The sequence below is a fragment of the Halochromatium roseum genome, assembly GCF_016653315.1.
In the GTDB taxonomy this organism is placed as follows: domain Bacteria; phylum Pseudomonadota; class Gammaproteobacteria; order Chromatiales; family Chromatiaceae; genus Lamprobacter; species Lamprobacter roseus.
Genome location: NZ_NHSH01000076.1, coordinates 72,670 through 97,083 on the forward strand (window position 1 = coordinate 72,670; position 24,414 = coordinate 97,083).

At 64.6% G+C, this 24,414-nt stretch carries 19 protein-coding genes; 8 read left to right on the forward strand and 11 right to left on the reverse strand.

Annotated features, from left to right (window positions below):
- Positions 1-11: 11 nt before the first annotated feature.
- From CCR96_RS21440 to CCR96_RS21450, 3 genes are all read right to left on the reverse strand, one after another.
- On the reverse strand, positions 12-1,544 hold the full coding sequence (locus tag CCR96_RS21440) for a protein adenylyltransferase SelO (RefSeq protein WP_201223470.1): 1,533 nt from the start codon (positions 1,542-1,544) through the stop codon (positions 12-14).
- Between the two features lie 99 nt (positions 1,545-1,643).
- Positions 1,644-2,894: an META domain-containing protein gene (locus CCR96_RS21445; RefSeq protein WP_201223476.1), complete on the reverse strand. Its 1,251-nt coding sequence runs from the start codon at positions 2,892-2,894 to the stop codon at positions 1,644-1,646.
- A gap of 137 nt (positions 2,895-3,031) precedes the next feature.
- Complete coding sequence (locus tag CCR96_RS21450) at positions 3,032-4,123, reverse strand: YihY/virulence factor BrkB family protein (protein WP_201223477.1); 1,092 nt, start codon at positions 4,121-4,123, stop codon at positions 3,032-3,034.
- Positions 4,124-4,526: 403 nt separating this feature from the next.
- Between CCR96_RS21450 and CCR96_RS21455 the strand changes: the two genes are divergently transcribed.
- From CCR96_RS21455 to CCR96_RS21470, 4 genes are all read left to right on the forward strand, one after another.
- Entirely contained in the window at positions 4,527-5,522 is a 996-nt protein-coding gene (locus CCR96_RS21455; RefSeq protein ID WP_201223478.1) for an aldo/keto reductase, read from the forward strand.
- Between the two features lie 21 nt (positions 5,523-5,543).
- The gene (locus CCR96_RS24865; protein ID WP_242519277.1) at positions 5,544-6,911 is read left to right on the forward strand and encodes a YecA family protein; all 1,368 of its coding nucleotides are present in this window, start codon (positions 5,544-5,546) and stop codon (positions 6,909-6,911) included.
- A 240-nt stretch (positions 6,912-7,151) separates the two neighbouring features.
- Entirely contained in the window at positions 7,152-7,697 is a 546-nt protein-coding gene (locus CCR96_RS21465; protein ID WP_201223479.1) for a Uma2 family endonuclease, read from the forward strand.
- A 375-nt stretch (positions 7,698-8,072) separates the two neighbouring features.
- Positions 8,073-8,747 (forward strand): hypothetical protein, encoded by a 675-nt coding sequence (locus CCR96_RS21470; RefSeq protein WP_242519278.1) that lies wholly within the window; start codon positions 8,073-8,075, stop codon positions 8,745-8,747.
- Here CCR96_RS21470 and CCR96_RS21475 read toward each other — a convergent pair.
- Entirely contained in the window at positions 8,707-11,070 is a 2,364-nt protein-coding gene (locus CCR96_RS21475) for a hypothetical protein (protein WP_201223480.1), read from the reverse strand. The two genes, CCR96_RS21470 and CCR96_RS21475, sit on opposite strands and share 41 nt — an antisense overlap.
- A 1-nt stretch (position 11,071) precedes the next feature.
- Positions 11,072-11,911 (reverse strand): protein-L-isoaspartate(D-aspartate) O-methyltransferase, encoded by an 840-nt coding sequence (locus CCR96_RS21480; RefSeq protein ID WP_201223482.1) that lies wholly within the window; start codon positions 11,909-11,911, stop codon positions 11,072-11,074.
- 330 nt (positions 11,912-12,241) lie between these two features.
- On the opposite strand from CCR96_RS21480, the gene CCR96_RS21485 reads away from it, so the two are divergent.
- Positions 12,242-12,913: a histidine phosphatase family protein gene (locus tag CCR96_RS21485; RefSeq protein WP_201223484.1), complete on the forward strand. Its 672-nt coding sequence runs from the start codon at positions 12,242-12,244 to the stop codon at positions 12,911-12,913.
- A gap of 85 nt (positions 12,914-12,998) precedes the next feature.
- Here CCR96_RS21485 and CCR96_RS21490 read toward each other — a convergent pair whose 3' ends face one another.
- From CCR96_RS21490 to CCR96_RS21500, 3 genes are all read right to left on the reverse strand, one after another.
- On the reverse strand, positions 12,999-13,976 hold the full coding sequence (locus CCR96_RS21490) for a PDC sensor domain-containing protein (protein ID WP_201223486.1): 978 nt from the start codon (positions 13,974-13,976) through the stop codon (positions 12,999-13,001).
- Positions 13,977-14,181: 205 nt separating this feature from the next.
- Positions 14,182-16,857, reverse strand: a complete 2,676-nt coding sequence (locus CCR96_RS21495; RefSeq protein ID WP_201223488.1) for a YbcC family protein — start codon at positions 16,855-16,857, stop codon at positions 14,182-14,184.
- A gap of 63 nt (positions 16,858-16,920) precedes the next feature.
- A complete protein-coding gene (locus CCR96_RS21500; RefSeq protein ID WP_201223490.1) occupies positions 16,921-18,534 on the reverse strand; it encodes an NADH-quinone oxidoreductase subunit L in 1,614 nt (537 codons plus the stop codon).
- A gap of 108 nt (positions 18,535-18,642) precedes the next feature.
- On the opposite strand from CCR96_RS21500, the gene CCR96_RS21505 reads away from it, so the two are divergent.
- Positions 18,643-19,617, forward strand: a complete 975-nt coding sequence (locus tag CCR96_RS21505; RefSeq protein ID WP_201223492.1) for a TOBE domain-containing protein — start codon at positions 18,643-18,645, stop codon at positions 19,615-19,617.
- Positions 19,618-19,822: 205 nt separating this feature from the next.
- On the forward strand, positions 19,823-20,440 hold the full coding sequence (locus CCR96_RS21510; protein WP_201223615.1) for a class I SAM-dependent methyltransferase: 618 nt from the start codon (positions 19,823-19,825) through the stop codon (positions 20,438-20,440).
- A gap of 74 nt (positions 20,441-20,514) precedes the next feature.
- Here CCR96_RS21510 and CCR96_RS21515 read toward each other — a convergent pair whose 3' ends face one another.
- The 3 genes from CCR96_RS21515 to CCR96_RS21525 form a co-directional block, all read right to left on the reverse strand.
- The gene (locus tag CCR96_RS21515) at positions 20,515-21,771 is read right to left on the reverse strand and encodes an ATP-binding protein (protein ID WP_201223494.1); all 1,257 of its coding nucleotides are present in this window, start codon (positions 21,769-21,771) and stop codon (positions 20,515-20,517) included.
- Between the two features lie 80 nt (positions 21,772-21,851).
- The gene (gene modD / locus CCR96_RS21520) at positions 21,852-22,724 is read right to left on the reverse strand and encodes a ModD protein (protein WP_201223496.1); all 873 of its coding nucleotides are present in this window, start codon (positions 22,722-22,724) and stop codon (positions 21,852-21,854) included.
- Positions 22,725-22,908: 184 nt separating this feature from the next.
- Positions 22,909-23,337: a TOBE domain-containing protein gene (locus tag CCR96_RS21525; protein WP_200243626.1), complete on the reverse strand. Its 429-nt coding sequence runs from the start codon at positions 23,335-23,337 to the stop codon at positions 22,909-22,911.
- Positions 23,338-23,587: 250 nt separating this feature from the next.
- Here CCR96_RS21525 and modA point away from each other — a divergent pair, with 250 nt between their 5' ends.
- Positions 23,588-24,340: a molybdate ABC transporter substrate-binding protein gene (gene modA / locus CCR96_RS21530; protein ID WP_201223498.1), complete on the forward strand. Its 753-nt coding sequence runs from the start codon at positions 23,588-23,590 to the stop codon at positions 24,338-24,340.
- Positions 24,341-24,414: the final 74 nt, after the last annotated feature.

Below are 24,414 nucleotides of genomic sequence, written 5' to 3' on the forward strand. Positions count from 1 at the left end.
GGGCTTTGCTTTCAGGTCCCGCAGAAGGTGCGCTCAACGACCTCATCCGGCCGCGGCGGCTGTCGGTATTCAGCCCGTGCCGGATGCGCCTCATAGGGTTGCGAGACCACCTCGAGCAGTCGGTCGAGTGGCTCGAGGTCGCCATTGTTGGCGGCGTCGATCGCCTGCTGGACGCGATGATTGCGCGGGATGTAGGCCGGATTCACCGCACGCATCGCCGCTTGGCGCTCGCTGTCGGACTGGGTCTGGGTGGCCAGGCGCTCGCGCCACTGCAGCGCCCATTGGTCAAACGCGGCCGGGTCTGCGAACAACCTGCGCACGGACGCATCCGTCGCTGGGTCGTCGGCATCGACCTCGCAGAGGGCGCGAAACGTATTGGTGAAGTCGGCCTGCTGCGCGGCCATGCGCCCGAGCAGATCGAGCGCGAGTTCATCATCGCCAGCACGCTCATCGAGCAGGCCGATCTTGGTCCGCAAGCCACCGTAGTAGCGCGTCTCGAAGGCCTTGCCGTAGCTGTCGAGCGCGTTGCGTGCGGTCTGCTTGGCCTCGTCTTCATCCCCGCCGAGCAGCGGCAGTAGACAATTGGCGAGCTGCGTCAGGTTCCAGTAGCCGATGCGGGGCTGCTGATCCCAGGCATAGCGGCCAAAGCGATCGATGGAGCTGTAGACGGTCTGCGGATGGAAGGCGTCCATGAAGGCGCAGGGGCCATAGTCGATGGTCTCGCCCGAGATCGCCACGTTATCGGTGTTCATCACGCCGTGGATGAAGCCAACCAGCATCCACTGCGCGATCAGCTCGGCCTGGCGCTTGACCACCTGCTCGAGCAGGGCCTGATAGGGCTGGCCGGTCTCGGCGCAGTCGGGATAATGGCGCGCGATCACATAATCGGCCAGGGTCTTCACCGCCTCGCTGTTGCCGCGGCGGGCGAAGTATTCGAAGGTGCCGATCCGCACATGGCCCGCGGCGATGCGCACCAGCACGGCGCCGCGCTCGATGCGCTCGCGATAGACTTCTTCACCAGTCGCGACCATGGCCAGTGCGCGCGTCGTCGGGATGCCCAGTGCGGCCATCGCCTCGCCGAGCAGGTATTCGCGCAGCACTGGGCCGAGTACAGCACGACCATCACCAGAGCGCGAGAAGGGGGTGCGTCCGGCGCCCTTCAGATGGAGATCGCGCCGTACCCCATCGCGGTCGATCAGCTCGCCCAGCAGGATGGCGCGGCCATCGCCCAAGCTCGGTACGAACTGCGCGTATTGATGGCCAGCGTAGGCCATCGCGATCGGGTCGGCGCCTTCCGGGAGCAGATTACCGGCGAAGATGGCCGCGCCAGTGGGGGTCGAGATGGCATCGGCATCGAGCCCGAGCTGCTCGGCCAGCGGCCGGTTGAGTCGCAGCAGCCCCGGCTCGGCGACTGGTGTCGGCGGGACGCGCGCATAGAAGTGCTCGGGGAGGCGCGCGTAGCTATTGTCGAACGTGAAGAGCGGGGCTGCTGTGGTCTCGACCGCGACGCGGTCGAGGCTGTGGAGGTCGCTGGGGCTGTTCATGCTGCGGTCGATTCCCGAGTGGCGCGGTCAGCTTGAGTTGATCGAGGGTGCGGGCAGGCGAACGCATCATCAATGGTGGGCTTGCTTCCAAAATGGGCATCAGCGCTCGGCGCCGATGCGCTCGTTGTCCGTGGTGATCAATTGCAAACCACCGTCCGGGGTGACCTCAAAGCGGTTGACGGCCTGCAGCAGCCCGAGGAAACGCTGTTCGGTCTGCATCTGCAGCTCCGGGCAGGCCATCATGGTGCCGGCGATCTGGTCGAATGAGAGTCCCTCGCCGGTCAACGCATAGCCGCCCATGAAACGGTTGCACCCGCTGCTGCCGGCGACACGGTCGTTCTCCAGGAAGTTGATGGTGACCGAGACTTCATCCGGCACCGGCTCGCCGGCGAGCGAATGGACCGTCCATTCCTCTCCTTCGAGCAGGGTGCTTGGCTCACCTCCGCAGCCGGTCAGACGCTGATCCTCGATCTCGAGCTCGACGGTGCTCGGATAAGGCATGCCGGTCATGGTATCGCTGCAGGGGTGCTCACGGATGCGGATGCTGAGGTTCTGATCCGGCAGGCTGTAGACCCGCGTGCCGTTGGTTTCGATAGGCTCAGGCCGCTTGGCCTTGATCTCGCGGCTGCCGTAGTCGAGCGAGAGCGCGATCTGCTCGCCGCTCAACGTCAGGCTCCAGCCGGGCTCATTGCCACGCGCCCTGAACGGCGCCTGCTCGACCGGGACCGCCGCGACGCATTCGGGCAGGGGCTCGCCGGCCAGGCTCAGCAAGGCGCTATGGCCCTGCGACCAGAAGAAGGTCTCCGGGTCATCCTGGGCCGCGAATTTGGCGCCCGAGGCCGCAGGGGTTGGCAGCAGGTCGATCGTCTTGCCGTTGACACGCAGGCGCAGCCGATCGTCGATCGCGCCGAGCTCGATCTCGGTCTCGCCACAACGCATGATGGTCGTGAAGCCCATTGGGGTGAAGGGCTGGAGGCGCAAGGTACCGAGCTCGAGCGGCGCGTCACCCGCCGTGATGGCCACCGGATCGCTGATCCAGGCCGGGCGTCCGCCGCTCCAGATCGCGCTGCGGATCTGGCCGCTGGTGTCGTGCGGCACCTGTAGCGCAAACGGCAGCGGGACCTGCCGGCCTTCAGTGGCAAAGCGGGTCTCGCCCATGAGCGTCTGATCATCGCTAGCGCGAAATTCGACCACGACCAGGCTATCCGGGGTTAACGCAATCCGCTGCAGGTAGGTCAGCTGCCCGGAGAGCGTGCGCGTCGTCGGCTCCGCGGCGACGGGGTTTAGCACGGTGGCGAGGCATGGAATCAAGACGAGTGGAATCAAGACGAGCACACGCAGATCGGTCACGGCAGCTCCCTCATGATGACAGTCAAGGTGGTTGGAAAGGCACGGATGCTAATCGCAGACCGCTGGTCTGGCCAGTCCCGTGATGGGTTCTCGCGCCTGGGTGGAATCCGTGCGCATTCCCGTCCTCATCGACAGCCTCAGGCTCGGCGGTGTCGGCTGTGCCTGTCGCTTGACCCCATTCGGGTCGCTTGAGCCTCCTCAAGAGGCCTGGATGGACGTTGTTCAGCATCGGTGTCAGCCTCACTCGGGTCGCTCGGCGCCGTCGCGAAGCCTACACCGATGTGGCTGTTGCAGCTGTCGCAGCTGTTTGCTGACGCCGACTGAGATCGATCTGGCTCTTGATACCAGGGTAGTCCAGCCTCGGCGCTCCGCTCCAGCTCGGCAATCACCTGCGCGCCCAGCAGCAGGATCACCGCCGCTGCCTCCAAGTACAGCAGCAAGACCACCACCGTGCCAAGCGAGCCATAGACCAGATTCACCATCGACACCTTGGCGAACCACCAGACCAGCGCGAGCCGGATCAGCTCCCAGAGTGCGGCGGCGACCAAGCCGCCGATCAGTGCTCTGCCGATGTGGACTGGTACTACCGGGAGCACCTTGTAGATCGATGCAAACAGCAAGGCGACGCCAAAGAAGCTGGAGGCCCAGAGTCCGAATACCGCAGCGCCAGAGAGGGGCAGGTGCATGCCGAGCAGGCTCAGATCGAGCCGGCCCATGGTATTGAAGAATGCGACCAAGCCGGTCAGGCCAAGCAATGCGACACCGAGCACGGCGACATAGACATAGGGCAGGAGCGCCGCGACCCAAAGGCGTCGCGATGCGGTGCGGCGATGGCGCTGGAAGATGATGGCGACGGCGTCATCGAGCATCCGAAACGCCAGCGAGCTGAAGAACAGCATCACGCCAAAGCCGACCCAGCCGATCAGCTGGCGTTGCTCGAGCAGCGAGCGCAGGGTCTCAACCAGCAGCTCCGAGCGATCCGGCGTCAACAGACGCGCCTGTAACGCGATGACCTCCAGTAGGTGCTCCTCGCTGACGACCTTCGACAGCGTCACGGCCAGCACCGCAAACAGTGGAATGATCGACAACAGGATATTGTAGCCGACCCCGCCGGCCAGCAGCAGGCCGCGATTGCGGTTGAAGTGCTGCAGCACCCGCCGCACGAAGCAGAGCAGGCAGCCAACCCTTGTCAGCATTGCGCGCCGACCGGTCGGGCCTTGCATCGCCATCAAAGCTTGTCTCTCGAGGTTGGTCATTGATCCGGGAAGCCAAGGTTCAATGCTGCGGAGAGCCTGCAAGCGATCCTGGCTCGATGACATGATCGTCAAGGTTTGCATGACGCACCTTGCCACCCCGTTTGAGCTGACTGGAGCGCCTCAGGCATCTCCGCGAAAGCCCAAGTCTGGCATGTGCAGCGCGTGTGTGCGCGGCTATTTCCGTCAAACGCGTTGCGGATGGCCGTTGCGGGGAGGCGGTCTTGGTTCGCGCCCGTCGCGCAGAGTCTGATCTTGACCGCCGGCATCCTCCCTTTGTTAGGGTATCGTCCATGCAACGGCAACCGGACCTTCAGGTGGCGCCGTTCGATACGCCAGCAGGTCATTGCCATCGACACCCAACTCAGAGGCAGCTCTCATGGAATACACCACCCTCGGCGATAGCGGTATCGAGGTTTCACGCATCGGGCTCGGCACCTGGGCCATCGGCGGCTGGATGTGGGGCGGCACCGACCATGAGCAATCGGTCGAGACCATCCGGCATGCCGTCGAGCTCGGGATCACCTTCATCGACACGGCAGCGGTCTACGGCATGGGCCGCTCCGAGGAGATCGTCGGCGATGCCCTACGGCGTCATGGCCTGCGCGACAAGGTCGTACTGGCGACCAAGTGCGGCCTGAACTGGTCCGATGATCATCAGCAGGTCTGGCGCGAGGCGACCCGGGAGCGGATCATGCGCGAGGTCGACGACTCGCTGCGCCGGCTGCAAACGGACCGCATCGACCTCTACCAGGTGCATTGGCCGGACCCGAAGACGCCGATCGAGGAAACCGCACGGGCGATGGATGATCTGCTGCAGGCCGGTAAGATTCGGGCAATAGGCGTCTCCAATTACAATGCCGCGCAGATGGACGCCTTCCGTGCCGTCGCACCCTTGCATGCCAACCAGCCGCCGTACAACCTATTCGAGCGCGACTTGGGCGATGAGGTGCTGCCATACTGTGCCGAGCACGGCATCGGCATAGTCACCTATGGCGCGCTCTGCCGTGGGCTCCTCAGTGGACGGATGACGCCGGATCGGGAGTTCGAGGGCGATGACCTGCGACAGTCGGACCCCAAGTTTCAACAACCCCGTTTCGATCAATACCTCGCCGCTGTCGCAGCGCTTGATGCCTTTGCCCAAGAGTACGCCGGCAAAGACGTCATGGCCCTGGCGCTGCGTTGGCTGCTCGACCAGCCTGGGCATAGCGTTGCGCTCTGGGGTGCCCGTCGCCCGGCGCAGCTCGACGCTGTCAGCAGCATCGACGGTTGGCAGCTCGACGACAGCACGCGCGAGCGCATCGACGCCATCATTGCCGAGCATGTCACCGATCCTGTCGGGCCTGAGTTCATGGCGCCGGGGACGCGTGACTGACGATTAGAGCCCCCTAAAATTATGAGTAAGCTTGGACGAAATGATCCCTGCCCCTGCGGCAGCGGCAAGAAGTACAAGAAGTGCTGCCTCGCGCAGGACGAGAAACGACGCATCGAGGAGACGCGGCCAGATGACCTGAGCGCGCTCTTCGAGGACATCCAAGTCCGGACCGACCTCTACGACGATTCGGATGAGCCGGAGGCGCTCGACGGGACGCCGTACGCGGAGATCGACCAAGAGCCCTATGTCGCCAAGACCATCGGCGATGATGTGCCCGAGATCAGCGAGCAGGAAGAGGCGTTGGTGAACGCCTGGTGGACCGACTACAAGACGATGAAGGAGTCTGATGACATCCTTCGGCACCTGCGCGGGTTCTTACAAGCGCACCCAAGCCTGGTCGAAAACCTCGAGCTGCACCATGAAGTGCTGTTCGAGCTGGGTGCACAGCTCGTCAAGGAGGGCCGAGCCGGCGACTATATCGAGCTGCTCAAGGAGATACGCCAGAGATTTCCTCGTGCCTATCTCAAGAGCTACAGCTACTTTGATCGAGACCTCATCGTCTACGAGGTCGTCGAGCGTGGCTGCTCGGCAGGCATCGAGGACTACTTGCCCTGGCTGGAGGAGTATCCCGAGGAAGGCGTCGACAATCTCTTCCAGCTGCTCGAATTCCTCATGGTGGCCGAGTGTGATGCGGTGGTGATGCGTCTGATCGAGGCGACCTACTATCCGTTGTTCCGCTCCCCGAACGTCCTCGGCGGTGGGGAGCTGTTGGAGCCGCTGATACTCGGCTATCTCGCATCCTCTTTGAATGGCGAGCCGACAGCGACCGATCTGCAGGGATTGGTCGAGCGCTTGAAGGGTATTCGGGCTCCGCTGAGACCCGAATGGTACGATCCGCGGCATCTACAAACACTGATGCAAGAAATCACCGGCGATCTGGGCAGGGAGCACTTCGAGGCCTTCGATGCCACTGAGGATGTTGCGCAGTACTACGATGGGATCACGCGCAACTTCATGGGCTGGCTGCACCGGGAACAGGGCATGAGCTGGATGAAGGCCCACTTCTATCGGGACCAGGTCAGGCGATATCTGCTGCGGGTCGTGCCAGAAGGCAAGAGGCCGAAGCAGCCTTTCACCTTTACCAAGCAGTTACTCGACCGAACCCTGGCCGACAACGCGCGCGAGCTGTTCTCCCCCAACCCGACAGTGGCACTCGGCTCGATCAACGCGATCCATTGGTTTGCCGAGTATCTCGCCGAACGCCAAGCCATCACCGATGAACGGCGGACCGACGTGCAGCGTTGGTGTCAGGACCTCTGGAACGCGATCATCCCGATGCTCCGCGAAACCAGGATCGAAGCCGGCCTCTTCAAGGCGTTGCCGCAATGAGCGGCCCGTCTGGGTGACAGGGTATCGAAGCTATCCTGCGGCATTGTCACGCAATGGCCCCAGGGCTCGGCGGTATGTGACGTCCAACGCGGGCATCGCGCAAGCCTAGGGCGCCCGGAATGGCGCGCTCACACGCACCTGTAGCCTGCGTCGAGCTACCGGCTGGGACCGGGGCAGGATGCGGTGAGCTGTCGTTGGAGTTGATATGCTAGTGCGCACCAATCGATCCAAGGTGTCACCGTGGAAGCGCTCAAGCTCGCAACCATTGATGATCTACTGCACAGCGCCGACGAGCAGGTTGAACTGATCGACGGAGAGATCGTTCGGCGCCCGATGACGCGGCCGTATCACGCGCAGGCTCAAGGCAATACGCGCGAGGAGCTCGGGCCATTCAATCGCCGCTCCGGACCCGATGGCTGGTGGATTCTCACCGAGGCCAGCGTTGCTTACGAGCCGCACGAGTGCCCGGCCCATGATCTGGCCGGATGGCGTAAATCACGGTTGTCGAGCTTGCCGCGTGGTTTGATTGACCTGCCGCCGGATTGGGTCTGCGAGATCGTCTCACCTGGCCATGAGCGTAAGGACACACAACAGATTCCACTGCTCTTGCAACGCCACCAGGTGCCTGACTACTGGCTGATCTGGCCGGAGGAGCGCAAGCTGGTTACCCATCAACTTGAGGCTGGCCGCTATCGCGTCATCGCTACGATGGATCATCAGCAGCGTGCACGAATCCCACCGTTCGACGAAATCGAGATCGATCTTGGCTACATCCTGGCGGCCTAGAACCCTAGTGCGTTCCGGGGCGTTCAGCCAGCCCGAGCGAGTACGACCTGTCGATGACGCTGATGTCGAGCGCTGCAGCGCCGGCTGCTCGATACCTTGCAGCCTCGCTGGACGCTCTTGTCCGCAGTTGTCACTCGACCCGGGATATCGAAAAAGCGTCGAAAATGCCGGCTTCTGCATCCAACGTGCATACTAAATGGCAATTGGCGTCATGCACGACTTCGGTACCACAAAGGGCGAAAACGTGAACCGAGACCAAACTTTGAAGCTTCTCGCCGAGCACAAGGCAGATCTGGCTCGACGGTTCGGTGTCGTCGAATGGGCGCCCTCCGAGTCAACCGTTCGGGGCGATCGGCGAGTTGATTTGACTCGCGCATGACGATGCTGGATACCTACTGCGAGCGCGCCGGTGCCGCCGGACTGCTTGCCGAGCCGATCAACCTGATCACGAATGCGGCCTTCGTTATTGCCGCGGTCTTGGCCGCGCGACGGCTTGCCGCCGAGCCCGATCTCGGGCTGAGCAACAGTTGGGATCTCGGCCTGCTGATCCTGTTGCTTGGGGCGATTGGCATCGGTAGCGCACTTTGGCACAGCTTCGCCACCGGCTGGGCGGTGCTTGCCGACGTCATTCCGATCACGCTCTTCATCAACCTCTACCTGCTCAGCTTCGGCTGGCGGGTGCTCAGGCTGCGGCCGCTCGCGCTGGCGGGGCTCTGGCTCAGCTATCAGGTACTCAGCATCGGGCTGGTTGCTCTCACTGGCCCCGAGCTGCTCAATGGCTCGGTCGGCTACCTGCCGGCGCTCGCATTCCTGGGCGGGTTTTGGTGGGTCCTGCGCCGCCGCACTGATCCGCTCGCACCGACGCTCCTGGCCGCCTGCCTCCTGTTCATTGGCTCATTGACCTTCCGGACCCTCGACGTGGCGCTTTGCGGGATGCTACCACTCGGCCTGCACTTTTTTTGGCACGTCCTCAATGCGCTGCTGCTCTTCCTGCTGCTGCGCGGTTTGATTAAGGCGCGCCGGGCGCCACAACAGGCTCCAGCCGCCTAGCCCCGCGCCTGGCGATCAGCCAGGCGCCGAGGTAGCAGCCGATGCCGGCCAGCAGCGTGACCGGCTGACCGGCCTGGACCGAGAGCAGCGTCGCCGTCGATGCCGCCAGCACCGAGGCAAAGCCGTTGATCGCCCAGCTCCAAGACTGCCAGCTGCGGGTGCCGACCAGGTGCTGCAGTGCCCAGGGAAACGGCCGGCCCATGGCCCAGGTCATCGGCAACAGCAATGCCGCCAGGAGCGGGATGCGCGCGAACAGCGGCAGTGCCAGCAGGGGCTGGCCGGGCCACCAGAAGGCTAGCACTGCGATGCCGCCGCCGATCGCCAAGGCGCCGAAGATCGGCGGCAAGGCGTCGGCACCGCAGCGCCGCGTGGGCATCGCGCTGCCGATGCCGGCACCGATCATGAAGACGGCGAAGATCACCGCCGCAGCCAGCACCGGCAGCTCGACGAAGGCGATCGTGCGCTGCAGCAGCGCAAGCTCGACCAGCATGAAGCCGAACCCCAGCAGCCCGAAATAGCCGATGACCTCGGCGCGTGTGAAGGCCGCTGAGGCACGCGGCATGCGTCCTAGCGGTGCCAGGATCAGCAGCGCGGCCGCCAGGGTCGCGACGACCAGTGTCACGGCCGACATCACCAGCGTCCAGTCCAGGTAGCTGGCCGCCCGCGCGCCGAGCCTCTCGAACAAGCGCGGGATGGTCGACCACTGCATCGCGTGCCAGAAATACGGCCGGTTGATCCCGACTGCGCCGGTCTCGAACCAGCGTGCCTGCTCGGGCATGGCGGTCTCGCTGAACACCGCCTGGGCGGCCTCGAAGAAGATCGGCGTCTCGAGCAGGTGATAGCGGTTGACCTCCTGCGCGTCGAGCCCGCGATGCCAGACCCGGTCGAAGCTCCAGCGCTCGGCGAAGCTGCGGATCAGGTTCAGGTCCGCGTCGGTCAGCGGTTGCGGCGAGACCAGGATCAGCAGCGCCTGCATGCCGCGCAGCGCGGCGACGTGGTTGGCGGGCTCATCGATGCCGGCCGCGCGCAGGCTCGCGGCAACGGTCGCTAGCATGCGCGGCCCCTGCCGCGGTGGGTAATCGAGCTGCAGCGGAATCGCCAGCAGGCCGTTGTCGTCGAGTCGGGCAAGCGCCGTGCGCAGACCCTGGCGCGTGAGCAGATAGTCTTCGGTTGCCGCGCCGGAGCCGTCGAAGGTGCGATCGAGCGCGATGACGGCGAATGAATCGCGGTTCGTGGTCAGAAAGCGGACAGGACTGTCCTGGATGGCATCGACCGCCAGGCCGCGCTTGATGGCCAGCGCCGGCAGGCGGCGGTCGGGCTCGACCCAGCTCAATGGCCGGCCGACCGCGTGCGCGGGGGTCGCCCAGCTGCTGCTGCCGAGCACTGCGACCCGGCCGTTGGGGCGCATCTGCAGGGCCAAGGCGGTCAGCGAGGCCTCCGACTGGTCTGGCGCCTGTCGATAATCGCGCTCGATCGGCACCAGCCGGTCACTGCCGACGATGGCCGCGTCTGAGGCCGCCACTCGGCCAGTCCAGTTCAGGCTCAGGCCCGGTGCCGAGCGCAGGCTGGATGAGCGCACGACAGTCAGTCGTCCCGCCAGCCCGGGGCGCTGCTCCAGAATCTCGGTATCCGGTAGCGCGAGCACGCGCGAGAGCGCTTTGAAGTCGGAGATCGCAGGCTCGGGCGGGCTCAAGGTCAGCCAGGACGCTGCGGCCAACAGCAGCGCGGCCGATACCACCCCGATCCGGATGCGGCGCAGCGCCGAGAACAGCACGCAGAAGATCAGCAACAGCGCAGCGACCAGCGCCAGCGCCGCCTCGGGCATCATCGCGACCAGGAGCAGGGTGCCAAGCAGGGTGCCGATGCCGGAGCCGCCAAGATTAGCCGCGTACAGCCAGCCGGCGTGCCTGGGCCAGCGCGCGAAGACCTGCCCCAGCGCGAGCCCAGCGCCAAAGAATGGGATAAAGGCGGCGAAGTCGATCGCCAACAGGCGCAGCAGCTCGGAGGCATCCCAGACCGCCATCAGCGGGCGCAGCGCGACCCAGGCGTGCAACAACAGCACCAACAAGAAACCGGCTGCCGCGACTAGCAGCGACAGCACCAGCCAGCGGTCGCCGAAGCGACCCGCGCGCTCACCGATGACGCTGAGCAGCGTGCCCGACGCACCGAACCCGAGCAGCGCCAGCGCGATGGTCAGTCCGGCGAAGTGGTGCCAATGGCTGAACTCGAACAGCCGCAGCAGGACGATCTCGAACGCCAGCACCGAACCGGCCAGGGCGCCGACGGCGACCAAGTGCAGCGGTCTGGGGGCTGCGTCAGGCATCTCAGCGCTCGCTGTTGCGATCGCCGGTGCGATCGCCGGTGCGTTGTTCGCCAGTTAGGGGCACGAAGGTCACCGACATCAGATTGCGTGTCCGGGTCTGGCCCTCTTCTGTCTTGGTCACCAGCAGTAGGTTCTGAGTCCAGCCGGCGCGTCCGACCGGGATCACCATGCGCTGGCCAGGCTTGAGCTGCTCGATCAGCGGTGGCGGTACGTGCTGCGCGGCCGCGGTGACGATGATTGCGTCGTAGGGCGCAAGCGCCTGGTAGCCATGGTAGCCATCGCCGTGGATCGCGGTGATGTTGTCGTAGCCAAGCTTGTCGAGCAGGGCGGCGGCTTGCTCGGCCAGTGGTCGAATGATCTCGATGGTCACAACCTCGACGCCCATGGCGCCGAGAATCGCGGCCTGGTAGCCGGAGCCGGTACCGATCTCGAGCACGCGGTCGCCTGGGGCCAGTTGAAGCGTTTCACTCATGAAGGCAACGATGAAGGGCTGCGAGATGGTCTGGCCATGGCCGATTGGCAACGGGCTGTCTGCATAGGCCCGATCGTGGAGATCCGGCGGCACGAATGCATGTCGCGGTACCGAGCGCATCGCCGCCAGCACGGCCTCGTCGGAGACACCGCGTCGCGCGATCTGGCGCTCGACCATCCGCTCGCGTTCCTCCTCGCGCGCGGCGCCGAAGGTCGGACGCCCTTCGGGACCAGGCGCGTCGGCGTGCAGCAGGACCTCGGTCTCTGTGGGGCTCGTCCTCGCTGAGGAAGCGTCCGGCTGGGCTAACGCCAGGGACGAGCATGCGAACGAAATCGAGACGAACAGCGTCAAAAGCAAAAGGTCTTTCATGGCCTGTCTCCACTGAAAACACAGTCTCTGTCCCTAAACCGACTATAGTCATAGGGTAGATGGTATGTGATCACCGAGCCTTAGGCCGACTATCCTGAAGGAGGGAGCAGGACGACGGCAACAGCACGACTGAAATACAGGGCAGTAGTCTGGCACCCCGTGAGAAGCCCGATTTGAGGGCCATGGTTGAGCGATGACCGGGAAGTAGACAATGGACAGCCACTGAGTCTGCTATACCTGCGCTTGGCGAGCACAGGGTCGCATTGGGCTTTGCGATATGAAGCCATGACCGCATAATCACCAAGTCTAGAGATCAACTGGGTGACGACCATGCCAACGCGACTTTTCTTGGTTCGCCACGGTGCGACGGAGCTGACGGCAGAAGACCGCTTCTCGGGGGCGACCGATGTGCCGCTCTCCGAGGAGGGGCGAAAGCAGGTCGCAAACCTCGCCAATCGTCTTGCCGACGAGCAGATCGATGCCGTCTATGCCAGTCCGATGGGACGCACGGTGGAGACGGCACGGATTCTGGCCAAGCCGCATGGCGCTGAGGTGCGCGTGGATTCGGCGCTGCGCGAGATCGACTATGGTCACTGGGAAGGAAAGACCCGCGCCGAGGTTGAGGCCCAGTACGGCGATGAGTATGAGGATTGGCAGGAAGACCCGCTCACGGTGGCGCCCCGCGATGGCGAATCCGGTGTCCACGTCCTCGCGCGTGCACTACCGGTCGTGCGCCGGATCATTGAGCAGCATCAGCATGGCTCAGTGCTGGTGGTCTGCCACAAGGGTACCAACCGATTGTTGATCAGTAGTCTGCTTGGGTTCGATGCGCGCGGCTATCGGGATCGGCTCGATCAGAGCCCGGCCGCGTTGAATATCCTCGACTTCGTGAGTCCGGTCCGGGCCCGTCTCAGGCTGTTCAACGATGTCTCGCATTATGAGGGCGTGCCCGATCGCACCTTCTCCCAGCGTCTGTCGCGTTGGTGGGCACCTCGGAGTTGAGTCAAGCCCCATCGCGCGGTGCTCTGATTGAACAGCCCGCATACGCGGGCTGGTATGGCTTTTAGCTTGGACTCACAGCCTAGACTCAAGCAGCAGGCTGCTCGGTGCAGGTCAGCGCCGAGGAGCCGAGCCAGAAGTCCATCCGCTTGTCGAGGAACTCGTCCCAGCGCATGTAGTGCGAGCCGTCGCAGGAGAAGTTGAGCGAGACGATCCCGTTCATGATGTTCAGCGAGCCCGAGCGCAGGTAGATGTTCTCGTCCATGTAACGCAACTCGCGGAACTGATCGAACACGGCCTTGACGCGTTCAGCCGGGATCGCCGCCTCGTCGGGGTAGGCGCGCTGTGGATAGGCCAGGCAGATAGCCGGATCGCTCAGGTCCTCGTAGTCGAGCACCCGGAAATGGTAGGGGTCATCCAGCAGCCAGAGCGTCGCGCGCGAGCTCGAGAAATGCAGCTTGCCGTGGAAGACGCCGTGGGAGCGGATCAGCTCGGCGATCAGGTCCAGGATCTCGTCGATGCGCCCGTCCATCAGGCTGTCGACGCGCTGCTGGTAGAACAGGGCGCCGCGGATCGCCGGGTCGCCCTTGAGCTGCAGCCATCGGTCGGATTGCCGGTAGAGTTCTCGGGTCAAGGGCAGGTCGCGCAGGTCGAAGTCGGCGCCGAGGTAGCCGAGCAGCGTGCCGTCCTCGCGCGTGAGCCGCTGCATCGCGGTCAGCGACGGGCGCCGGTTGTTGCGGCTGAGATAGGCCGATGACAGCGAGAAGGCGGCGCCGGCGATGGCGTCGGCCATGTACGGCCGGGTTGTGCGGTCGCGGCCGAAGTGCTCCGGCAGCAGGCCGCCGGGCGAGACATTGGCGGTGATCTGCCGGGCCTCGTGGTCGAGTAGGTAGAGGTACTTACAGTACGGCAGTCTCTCCATCGCCTTGCTCAAAGACTGCTCCAATGCGCTGCGATCGCCCCATGCGTCGCGGCACGCTGTCTCGAGCCGGGAAAGGGCATCCGATAGCCGCGCGTGCAGGAGCATGCGCTGGCGGGCAATCGCGGTTTGTAGGGCCTCGCTCATGATCTTGCTCTCTTCTGATTGCGACGCAAACTGCGCTCGGATTGGATTGGGATCGATACGCGCTCGGGTTGGGAGCGACACGTGCTCGGGTTGGGATGAATGCCGCGCTGGCCATCCTTGGCCAGTGCAACCTCTCTCGTGCATCAGGTCAGCAATACCGACACCCTCTTGCTGCCATCTGGCGCTCAGCGCTGTAGGAGCCCGCTCACTGACTCGGCACCGCCTGCCAGCCGGCGTGCGGGATGCGCTGCTGGATACCGCCATCGTCGTCCATCCGGAACAGGTGCAGCCAGCCGTTGTCGAGCATCTCGCGCACCAGCGGGTGCTTGGCGATGATGTCGTCGATCGGCGCCTGCGGCGCCTGCAGATAGACGCTCAGGCGCATCGGCTCGTGCACCCAGCGCTTGCCGTCGTGCAATGACTGCATCGGCAGGCCCACGCGCAGGTCGCCGGCGTTGCCCTCGAGCACGCCGATCGCGCCGCCGACGACATTGTGCAGCACCTTGTTGCCGCTGCCGAAGCGCCGGTTGTCGGTGGTCGAGCCGTAATACTGCAGGTTGATCCAGCCCGCAACCACCATCGGCGCGGTCATGATCAGCTCGAGCACGCCGAAGCCGCTGTCACCGGTCCAGTCGTAGTCGTGCAGGAAGGTCCGGCCGCCGAGATCGAGCCCGTGGGTGCGCTCGCGCGGGGCGGCGATGAAGGCCGCGCAGCCGGCCAGCCCCCATTCCGGGCGCACCTGCGACCAGTCGCGGCTGCGATGGCGGATGTTGGCGGTGATCGCCTGTCGCGAGCGGTGCTCGAGCCCGAGCAGCGCCGCGCGCGACAGCCGCGTCAGCTCACCGGCCTGCTGCAGCCAGCTGCGCAGCTGCGCCAGCTCCTCGGCGTACTCGCCCGGCAGCACCGCGGTGTCGTAGAGCCGGATCTCATCGACACAGGTGTCGTGCTGCGCGCCGATGAACCAGGTGTCGTCCGGGATGCGGATGCCGCGCTCGGCGACGCCCTGGCGCACCTTGGGATCATTCAGCAGGGCCGCGCCGATCCGTGCGCTCGCCTCACCGGTCATGCCGCCGCAGGCGCCGCAGTCGAGGCCGGTCGCGTGCGGGTTGTTGACCACGGTGCTGCCGTGGCCGACCAACAGCACCAGCCGGGCGAAGTTGTCGGTCATCGACATCGCGCGCAGGATGCCCTCGGCGAGATCGACGCGCTCGGCCTCGGGGATGCCGATGCCTGACCGATGGTGGTGGCTGTGATCGTGCGCATGGTCGTGTGCCGAGTCCGGTGCTGAACCCCGACTTGAACAGGCGCCGTGGTTGGGCACGTCCAGGCTCGGGCCGACGCGCTTCTCCAGCGGCGCGTCCAGGTGCAGGTCGTCGGGCGCCGCGACCGGCCGTCCCCAGCCGAAGCTGTCGGCGATGATCTTCGGCGCATAGAGCAGCAGACCCGCGGCCTCGACGAACGAGAAGCAGGACGAGGCGCCCATCTTGAACGCCTTCCAGGACTTGCTGATCCCAGTGCGCCGGCGCTGCGTCGCCAGCGCCTGTTCGGCCTCCTCGGTATCGGCGCCATGCACCTCGGAGCAGACCCGGTACTTGGGCGTCAGCAGCACCGGCATGTGCGAACGCGGCGCGACCGCGCCGAACGGCACATGCTCGATCGGCACGCCGAAGAAGCCGGCAAAGCCGAGTGTCTGCGCCCGCGGGCAGATGGTCTCGAACGAGCGGCGCATGACCTCGGAGCGCACGTCGATGCAGAACGCGGCCTGGATCACCGGGCGCTGGGTCGCGAGGCGTTCGCCATGCGCGCCGTTCGTGTTGGCCCCATTGCGTAGGTCCGTCATCAGCTGGCGTTGATAGCCGAGTTCGAAGGCGGTCAGCAGGATGTGCTCGATGTGCTGCGGCTCTGGCGTCGGCTTGGCGGCCGGCTTACCGCGGCTGAGGCGCTTGCAGACCTCGCGCCAGCGCTTGCTCAGCTCGGGGCTGGCCTTGTGCTCGTAGACCAGCACGTCCCAGGCGAGGCGGATCGCCAGCAGCTCGACGATGGTCTCGTCCTCGCCGCCGATGAGTTCCTGCTCCCAGCGTAGCAGACGGGTCCAGGCGGCCCAGCCGCCGATGTCCATCAGCGCGGCGTGCATGTAATCGAGCGCGGCATCGGCCGGGATGCCGAGGCGCCGAATGGCCGAATCAATGCAGTCGCGCGGCAACTCCGGCAGCGCCTTGACCCGGGCGCGCATGCCGCCCTGGCCCATCATCGTGGTGCTGTAGTCCAGCGCGGCGAAACGGCGCCAGGATTCATAGAGCGACATGCCCTGCCAGGGCCGCTTCCAGGTCGCCTGGCCCATGTCGAAATAGGCCGCGCAATGATGGCTGATGCGCTCGACGACGAAGCTCGACCAGTCGTCGGCGTCGAGCTCATCGAGTACCGAGGTCAGCAGCGGAACCTGAGCGGATAGGGGCACCGACGGCGGCGTCGCATCGACGGCCGCCGCTTGACGCAGCTCGGCGGCGCTGAGGTCGCTGCCGCAGCGTGCCGCGGCGGCATCGAGATCCGCGTCGGTGATGCGTCCGGCCTCGATCTGCTCGCGATAGTAGCTCCGCGGCATGTACATCCGGGCGCCGGCGATGCGCCGCATGGTCTCGGCGGCCTGCTCGAAGCGCTGATCACGCAGCCCGTGAAACGGATTCACGGCGACGAAGCGATCGAGCGGCCAGACCGGCGCGATGCGGTTGCAGGCGGCGTCGATCTGCTCCGGCAAGGGTGCCGGCGTCGGCTCGGGCGGGTTGGCCGGGGCCATCGACATCGCTGGGGTGCCGTCGGCGTTGATGCCGATCGGCTGGCGCTCGAGGGTCTGATCGTCGATGCGGTTGTCTTGCATGTTCATCGGTCGTGCTCCTCTCTGTTCGGGCTCGCTGTTCGGGCTCGCTGTTCGGGCTCGCTGTTTGGATCAGGCCAGCGCCGGTGCAGGCGCGCGGCGGATGGGCCAGAGGCGGGTGATCAGTCGCGTCACCAGGATGTCGACGTAGAGGCCGTTGTAGAGGTGCATCTGGATGGCCAGCCTGGTCGGCCCCTGGATGCGGGTGAACAGGTGCTGCAAGGTGATCAGACCGATGAACACCACGATGACGGCCAGGCTCAGGCCCATGTCGAAGGCGTTGAAGCTGGCCTCGACCGGGGTGATGCTGCCGGCGATCGCATGCTCGAAGGCGGTATGCAGACCGAAGTAAGCGATGCAGACGAAGGCGCCGATCGCGGTTGCGCGCAGCAGCAGCTTGGCGTTGTCCTCGAGCACCAGCGCCTGCAGCAGGAGCTGGGCGACGGCGATGGCGACGATGGCGCCGGTCACGATCAGGGCCGGTTGATGGGTCGGGTCGATGCCGAACGCGAAGCCGGCGATCAGTGCCATCAACAGCGCGCCCTGGAAGGCGACCAGCCAGTGCCAGGCCTGCGGGGCGCCGGCGTTGAACTTGAGTGCCGGGGCGCGGAAGCCGTCGACGCTGCTGCCGGAGGCGAGGAAGGCGTGGGCCTTGTAGAGCGAGTGCGCGACCAGGTGCAGCAGCGCCAGGCTATAGAGCCCGAGACCGGCCTCGAGCAGCATGAAGCCCATCTGCGCCGAGGTCGACCAGGCCAACGAGACCTTGATGCTGGTCTGGGTCAACATCACCAGCGACGCGATCGCGAGGGTGGTGAGGCCGATGATGGCCAAGCCATCCAGCGCGGAGCCGGACGCCGACATGATCGGGCTCATCCGGATCACCAGGAAGGCGCCGGCGTTGACGATGCCGGCGTGCAGCAGCGCCGAGACCGGCGTGGGTGCCTCCATCACCTGCAAGATCCAGCCGTGGAACGGGAACTGCGCGCACTTGAGCGCGGCGCTGATCACCACCAGCCAGGCGGCCCAGTGCAGCGCGGCCGGCAGCGGCCCCTCGAGCGCGGCCATCGCGGCATAGACCGACTGGAAGTCGAGCGTCTGCAGGGTGCCGCCGATCAAGAGTACCGCGATCAGTAGGCTGGCATCGCCGATGCGGCTGAACACGAACTTCTTGTGCGCGGCCATCAACGCCGCCGGGCGCTCCGGGTAGAACACCAGCAGCCGATGCAGGCAGAGGCTGGTCGCCATCCAGGCCAGCGCGAACATCAGCAGGTTGCTGGCGACGATCAGGGTCAGGATCGACGCCAGGGTCATCAGCATCCACTTGTGGAAGTGCCCCTCGCGCGTCTCGCCTGCCATATAGTTACGCGAGTAGGTCGAGACGATGGCGCCGACCAGCGACACCAGGGCAAGCATGATCACGGTCACGCCGTTGACCAGCACACCGATCGCAAAATCGCCAATGCCGAAGGGTAGGCCGATGGACAAGAAGGTGACAGTCTCTGCCGGCCCGAAGCCATGGCCGATGAGACTCATGATGGCGAAGGCAAAGGCCAGCCAGGCGGCGCCGTTGGCGGCGCGGGCCATCAGTGCGCCATGGCGATTCGCCGTCTCGCCCGGCACCATGGCGGTGAGCCAGAGCGCTAGTGGTGCCGCGACAGCGGCAGTGGTGACGAGTGTCGATGACATCTGCTCCTCCCGGGCCAAGGCCCATTGGTTGTCGGTGCAGGCATAACCTAGTGCTCGGCTCTGGAAAGTAAAAATCTATGGTTTCGATAAAATACATCACGATTATCTATGGATAAGCCGCCCAAACGGCCTCAGGCTGCCTCTTCGGGAGCGCGAGCGACCTCCGTCAACGTCGGCGGCGAACTCTGGCTCAGCGTCGGCGAGGTCGCCTTCCTGGGCGAGGCGCGGATCGGGCTGCTCGAGCAGATCGGCGAGCGCGGCTCGATCACCCAAGCCGCCAAGGCAGCAGGGATCAGCTATAAGGCCGCCTGGGATGCGGTCGACGCGATGAACAACCTCGCCCCGACGCCGGTGGTGGCGACGGCGACCGGCGGGCGGGGTGGGGGCGGCGCACGACTCACCGATGAAGGTCGGCGTCTGATTGCGGCCTATCGCACCCTCTCCGCCGAGTACCAGCGTTTCTTGGAGAGCGTGAATGCAGCGCTGGGCGACCGCGAGGCCGGTGTCGCGATGCTGCAGCGATTGGCCTTGCGCACCAGCGCCCGAAATCAGTTCATCGGCCAGATCGTCTCCGTCACCGCGCGACCGGTGGATGCCGAGGTCGAGATCGCGATTCAGGGTGGTGCGCGGGTCCGCGCTGGCGTGACCAATGAGAGTGTCGACTGTCTTGGGCTCAAGCCCGGGCGCCATGTCTGGGCGTTGATCAAGGCCGTGGCCGTGCGGATCGAGCCGGAAACCGCCTGCGCTCGCTCAAGGATCGGCACTCACTCGAGACCTAGCTCAAGCGTTGACACTCGCCTCAACCAGAGCCCCAGCCCCAGCTCGATTTCCAGCCCAAGTTTCAGCTCCAGTCATGGCACCCGCACCGGCATCTCCGATCTTGGTCTCAATCGGCTCTGCGGGCAGGTCCAGCGCATCACCCGCAGCGATGGCCCGGCCGAGGTGGTCATCGCACTTGAAGCCGGTATCACGATACGCGGCCTGATCGATGCCGAGCGTCTGGAGCCGCTCGGGATCAGTGAACAAACATCGGCTTGCGCGCTGTTTGACCCCGCAAGCGTGATCATCGGAGTGAGCGACTAAGTTGAAATGCGGCAACTTTGTATGCCAGCTTGTGGCCCTTGGCCCTTGGCCCTTGGCCATTGGCGCTACTGCTGAGACCGACATGCAGCAAACACAGCCTCCACGCGAACCCTGAAATCAGGACAATAAGCTCCATTTCCGCCTCTTGATGACCTGCTCAGCCGGGTCATCTGATGTTGTTGACGCCATTCACCTCGAGCCCATGATGCGCAGCTATATCTACGACGCATTGATCCTCAGACTCACGTCCCAGTGGTACGCGGAGGTGCTCAGGCGCCTGCCCGAGGGCGCTGCGATACTGGACGTCGGCATCGGCACTGCCGGCGCTCTGCTGGCGAACGGCGATCTGGTGAAGCACAAGGGACTGCGCGTGACCGGTATCGATATCGATGCCGACTATGTCAAGCGCGCCCAGCGCAGGCTGCGGGATTCGCCGCTGGCGAAGAGCGCCGAGGTCCGTCTCGAATGCGTCTACGATCACCAAGGCGGACCCTACGATGCGGTCTATTTCTCCGGGAGCTTCATGCTGCTTGCCGAGCCAGAGCAGGCGCTGCGGCATTGCTCGGCGCTGTTGAGCGAGGACGGACGTCTCTACTTGACCCAGACCATTCAGATGCGACCCGACCGCTGGATGGAGATCCTCAAGCCGATGCTGAAGCGGGTGACGAGTATCGAGTTCGGTCGCGTGACCTATGAACCGGAACTCAGGGCGCAGATCAATGCCGCCGGGCTGGAACTGGAGGAGCTCACGACCTTGGCGCGCCACGGCAGCCGGGCGTTTTGCATTGCCGTGGCCAAGCCCGTGAGCGGACGCCAAGCCTGAGCAGGCCTCGAGGTCGGGAATCGTCGGATTCCACCATTGCGCCGATCAGTCAGTGCTTGCCGGACGGCTGAATCCTAAACCCGGCCTTCAGCGAGGGCCGTCGGCATCGCCGCGGCGTAGAGGGTCAAGCACAGCTCAAGGTCATCGATCTGCTCGTAGAGCGGGCAAATACCGGACAGCTGCGTGCTCTCGCGCAGGATGGTCTCGACGCCAAAGCCGCGCCGGTCCATCAAGAAGCTCTTGCCGAGGCGTGGGTCTTCGACCGGATAGTAGCGACCAAAGAGACTGGTGAGCACCTCATTGCGCGGGACCGAAAGCCGGGTCATGGACTCCAGGGACAGGGTATTCGGCAGCGCCCCTGGCGAGTGGATTTCGAGGCGGTCGCTGTACATGAACAGCCGGATGCGTTGGCCGTGCAGCGAGTAGTCGCGATGGGCGACGGCATTGACGATGGCCTCAAACAGGGCCGCGACCGCGTATTGGGGATAATCGATGCGGCCGAGCGGTTTGCGTGCTGCCGTGCGCATATTGCGTTGGACGAAATGGAAGGCATCCAGGATCTGCCGGTCGAGCGGCCCGCCGATGTCGCGGGCATCGATCTGCGCGTTCGGGTCGTTCTCGGTCCCGGTATGGGCGACGGCGATGATCTCGGCATTGCGCAGCCAACGCGCAGGCTCGGTGGTGCACAGCAGCACGCCGGCCACGGTCGGCCGTGGCTCGCCGGCGACCTCGCGCAACAGGTGCAGTCGGCTCAGTTGGGCGATGGGGTCGCCTTGCTCGACCTTCAGGAAGCGTCGCAGCAGGAGCGCGTCGAAGTCATCGAAACCACAGCCGGGAACCTCCTGTTCCTCGAAGCGGATCAGTCGCGCTTGACTGCGTTGTTGGAAGAGACGCGCGAGCGCGTCCGGCGCGAGTTCCCGTTTGGCATGACCGAGGCGACGAAAATAGCCGTTCGCGCTCTGATGCACCCACAGGCTGCGGGGCACCTCGACGAGGATCACCGGGCGCGCCGCGCCGGTGGCATCAGGTAGTTCCAGATGCCGGGTCAGGACATCTAATGGTGGCTTGATGCGATCGGTGCAGAGCGCGGTGAGCCAGTCTTCGACGCGGTCGAGGTGCTGCAGCGGGATGCCTGTAACAACCCGGCTCTTATCATCCACACCGAGCACCAGCATGCCGCCGCCGGCATTGCCGAGCGCCGCCAGTTCATCCGATAAGCTGTCGGCATGCGGTGCCTTGACCTTGCCGGCATCGGTGAGCCTGACCTGTTTCAGCTCCAGCGCGGAGTCTTCGCCCAGGCGGATGCGTTGCAGTAGCTCTGCGGGGGTCATGTCGATCGGTCTTGCCCTGAGTCCAGCGTTGAGGCGATTGCGAACAAGGGCAGTGTAACCTGATGGTGATCGCGAGTTCGCTATTCCTGAGGGAACGGCGATCTCGGGTTGAAAAACCGCACTTGCACATCGCGTGGCGGCGCCAGGTGCGGTGCCGTGGTCACCAGCAATCGCGCACCGGCGCGGGCGTAGTCTTCGGCGTTCTTGGCGTTGATGCCACCGGCCGCGCCCACCACGGCCTGCGAGCCACGCGCGGCGAGTGCAGCGACGGTCTCAGTCACCTGCTCGATGGTGAACTTCTCCAGCTGCAGCACGTCCGCATCGGCCCAGGTCAGCGCCTCCTCGGGTGTCGCTACCTCGACCACGACCCGCTTCTCCGGACACTGCTGGCGAAGCCGGGCTAGCGTCTGCTCTGGCGGCTCATCGCCGAGGAACAGCCGATGCTCGGCGAAGATCAACAGCGTCTCCGAGAGGCCATTGCGGTGCATCACCGCACCGCCGGCCTTGAAGGCCTTGACCGCGAGCCGACGATTACCAGGGACATTCTTGCGCGTACCAGCCACCATCGCGTTCGGATCACCGCGTCGCGCGGCGGCGACGATGGCGGCAGCACTGCTGGCGATGCCACCACACCATTCCATCAGCGTCTGCGCTGTCTTCCAGCCTTGATGCAGTGCGCCAGCGCTGCCATGCGCCTCGAGCAGTAGCGTTTCTGGAGCGGCCTCGGCGCCAGAGGCAACGTGCGCCTCGGCTTCGGCGCCGCAGAGCTGGAACATCCGCACCGCTTCCTCAACGCCGCAGACGTGCATTGGGTCGCGAGCGAAGAAACGGATGTTGCCGAGCTTGGCGGTGATGGCGAGCGATTCGCTGGTGAGGTCGCCAAAGGGAACATCCTCGGCCAGCAGTTGTTGTAGCGCGTGGTCACTGAGCACCGGCGGATTGAAGCTAGGCATGGTCAACATCGATTCGGTTGGGTTGAGAACGGCACATTGTCACTGTCCAACAGTGTCGTGAAGAAGACAGAAGAAGACAGCGAGGGCTGTCATGGCGAGGTGCACCGTCATTGTGCAAGGGGGTGCCCCCGCTCATGGAGTCGCGCTATATCCTAGTGCATATTGCGCTCCGAGTAAGGCACGTTTAAGTTGGCACGCCGAGGATGACCTGCGGTGCCTTAATCACGGCAGTTGCATCGACGCCTTCCGCCAATCCGAGCACATCGCAGGCGGCATGCGTGATGGTTGCATGAACGCTGTCGCCGGATGCCAGGCTGATGCAAACCTCAGCGTGGATCGGCCCTTTTTCCAAGGCCGTTACCTTGCCTTTGAGGCTGTTTCGTGCCGAGAGGCGAATGCCCGCATCGTCGGTCATCACGAGCACGGACGAGGCTTTGATCAGCGCGATGACATCCGATCCAGCCTTTAGATTGAGTGACTTGACGCTCTCGTTGGTGACGATGGCAACGATCTGCTCGCCACCGGTCAGTGTCACCAAGACCTCCGCGTTAACGGCACCCAAGGTGACCTCTGCCACCTTGCCGCGGAACTGATTACGGGCGCTGATCTTCATGCTGTTTCCTCATCAAAGTGTCGGTCTTCGGTTGCGGCGCACCTGTCGTGCTTTGCTAGCGCATCGAGCGATGAGCGCTCGCCTTGGCAGATGGGTGCGACAGAAACTCGGCATGCATACTGCATACCAGATCAGGAGCTGCCTGGCGTTGTTTGTTTGACTATATTACGATCTCGCCACCCTTGTAAGCTCTGCAGGATCTAGCGCCGGTGGCAGTTTCCTTCCTTAACTCGATTCAGGAGTCCGTCTGATGCAACCGATTCGCCCCGTTCTCTTCGCTGTGAGCCTGCTGGCGAGTGGCAGTGTGTCTGCCGCAGAGGTCCAGATTGCGGTGGCGGGCAATTTCACCGCGCCGATGAAGGCGATCATCGCCAGCTTCGAGCAAGATAGCGGCCATACCGTTAAGGCCTCCTTCGGCTCGACCGGTAAGCTCTATGCCCAGATCAAAAATGGCGCTCCCTTTGAGGCCCTGCTCGCAGCGGATCAGGAGCGTCCGCAACTGCTCGAGGAGCAAGGACTGGGCGTACCCGGCTCGCGCTATACCTATTCCATCGGCGCGCTGGTGCTCTGGTCCGCTGACGCCAACAAGGTCGAGGATGGTGCGGCGCTGTTGAAGTCCGGCGACTTCAACAAGCTGTCGATCGCCAACCCGAAGCTGGCGCCCTATGGCGAGGCCTCCATCGAAACCCTAGAAGCACTTGGCCTGAAGGCCGACGTCGAGCCTAAGCTGGTGATGGGCGAGAACATCGCCCAAACCTATCAGTTCGTTGACACGGGTAACGCCGATATTGGCTTCGTCGCTCTGTCGCAGGTCATGAGGGACGGCGAGATCGTCAAAGGCTCGGGCTGGATTGTGCCCAGCGAGATGCACGCGCCGATCAGCCAGGATGCGTTGATTTTGAACAGCGGCCAGGACAACCCGGCGGTGACGGAGCTGTTCGCCTATCTCAAGGGCGAGAAGGCAGAGGCGATCATCCACGACTTCGGCTACGAGACCGAGTGACAGACAGCGTCGCGGTGCCGGCCCTGCTCGGCATCCTGTTGCTGATCTCCGCGATCAACGTCTTTCAACATGCC

Excerpts from the sequence above, each read along its gene's own strand:
- CCR96_RS21440 (WP_201223470.1), bottom strand. The coding sequence starts at position 1,544 with ATGAACAGCCCCAGCGACCTCCACAGCCTCGACCGCGTCGCGGTCGAG.
- CCR96_RS21450 (WP_201223477.1), bottom strand. The coding sequence starts at position 4,123 with ATGGCGATGCAAGGCCCGACCGGTCGGCGCGCAATGCTGACAAGGGTT.
- CCR96_RS21455 (WP_201223478.1), top strand. The coding sequence starts at position 4,527 with ATGGAATACACCACCCTCGGCGATAGCGGTATCGAGGTTTCACGCATC.
- CCR96_RS24865 (WP_242519277.1), top strand. The coding sequence starts at position 5,544 with ATGAGTAAGCTTGGACGAAATGATCCCTGCCCCTGCGGCAGCGGCAAG.
- CCR96_RS21470 (WP_242519278.1), top strand. The coding sequence starts at position 8,073 with ATGACGATGCTGGATACCTACTGCGAGCGCGCCGGTGCCGCCGGACTG.
- CCR96_RS21475 (WP_201223480.1), bottom strand. The coding sequence starts at position 11,070 with ATGCCTGACGCAGCCCCCAGACCGCTGCACTTGGTCGCCGTCGGCGCC.
- CCR96_RS21480 (WP_201223482.1), bottom strand. The coding sequence starts at position 11,911 with ATGAAAGACCTTTTGCTTTTGACGCTGTTCGTCTCGATTTCGTTCGCA.
- CCR96_RS21485 (WP_201223484.1), top strand. The coding sequence starts at position 12,242 with ATGCCAACGCGACTTTTCTTGGTTCGCCACGGTGCGACGGAGCTGACG.
- CCR96_RS21490 (WP_201223486.1), bottom strand. The coding sequence starts at position 13,976 with ATGAGCGAGGCCCTACAAACCGCGATTGCCCGCCAGCGCATGCTCCTG.
- CCR96_RS21495 (WP_201223488.1), bottom strand. The coding sequence starts at position 16,857 with ATGAACATGCAAGACAACCGCATCGACGATCAGACCCTCGAGCGCCAG.
- CCR96_RS21500 (WP_201223490.1), bottom strand. The coding sequence starts at position 18,534 with ATGTCATCGACACTCGTCACCACTGCCGCTGTCGCGGCACCACTAGCG.
- CCR96_RS21505 (WP_201223492.1), top strand. The coding sequence starts at position 18,643 with ATGGATAAGCCGCCCAAACGGCCTCAGGCTGCCTCTTCGGGAGCGCGA.
- CCR96_RS21510 (WP_201223615.1), top strand. The coding sequence starts at position 19,823 with ATGCGCAGCTATATCTACGACGCATTGATCCTCAGACTCACGTCCCAG.
- CCR96_RS21515 (WP_201223494.1), bottom strand. The coding sequence starts at position 21,771 with ATGACCCCCGCAGAGCTACTGCAACGCATCCGCCTGGGCGAAGACTCC.
- modD (WP_201223496.1), bottom strand. The coding sequence starts at position 22,724 with ATGCCTAGCTTCAATCCGCCGGTGCTCAGTGACCACGCGCTACAACAA.
- CCR96_RS21525 (WP_200243626.1), bottom strand. The coding sequence starts at position 23,337 with ATGAAGATCAGCGCCCGTAATCAGTTCCGCGGCAAGGTGGCAGAGGTC.
- modA (WP_201223498.1), top strand. The coding sequence starts at position 23,588 with ATGCAACCGATTCGCCCCGTTCTCTTCGCTGTGAGCCTGCTGGCGAGT.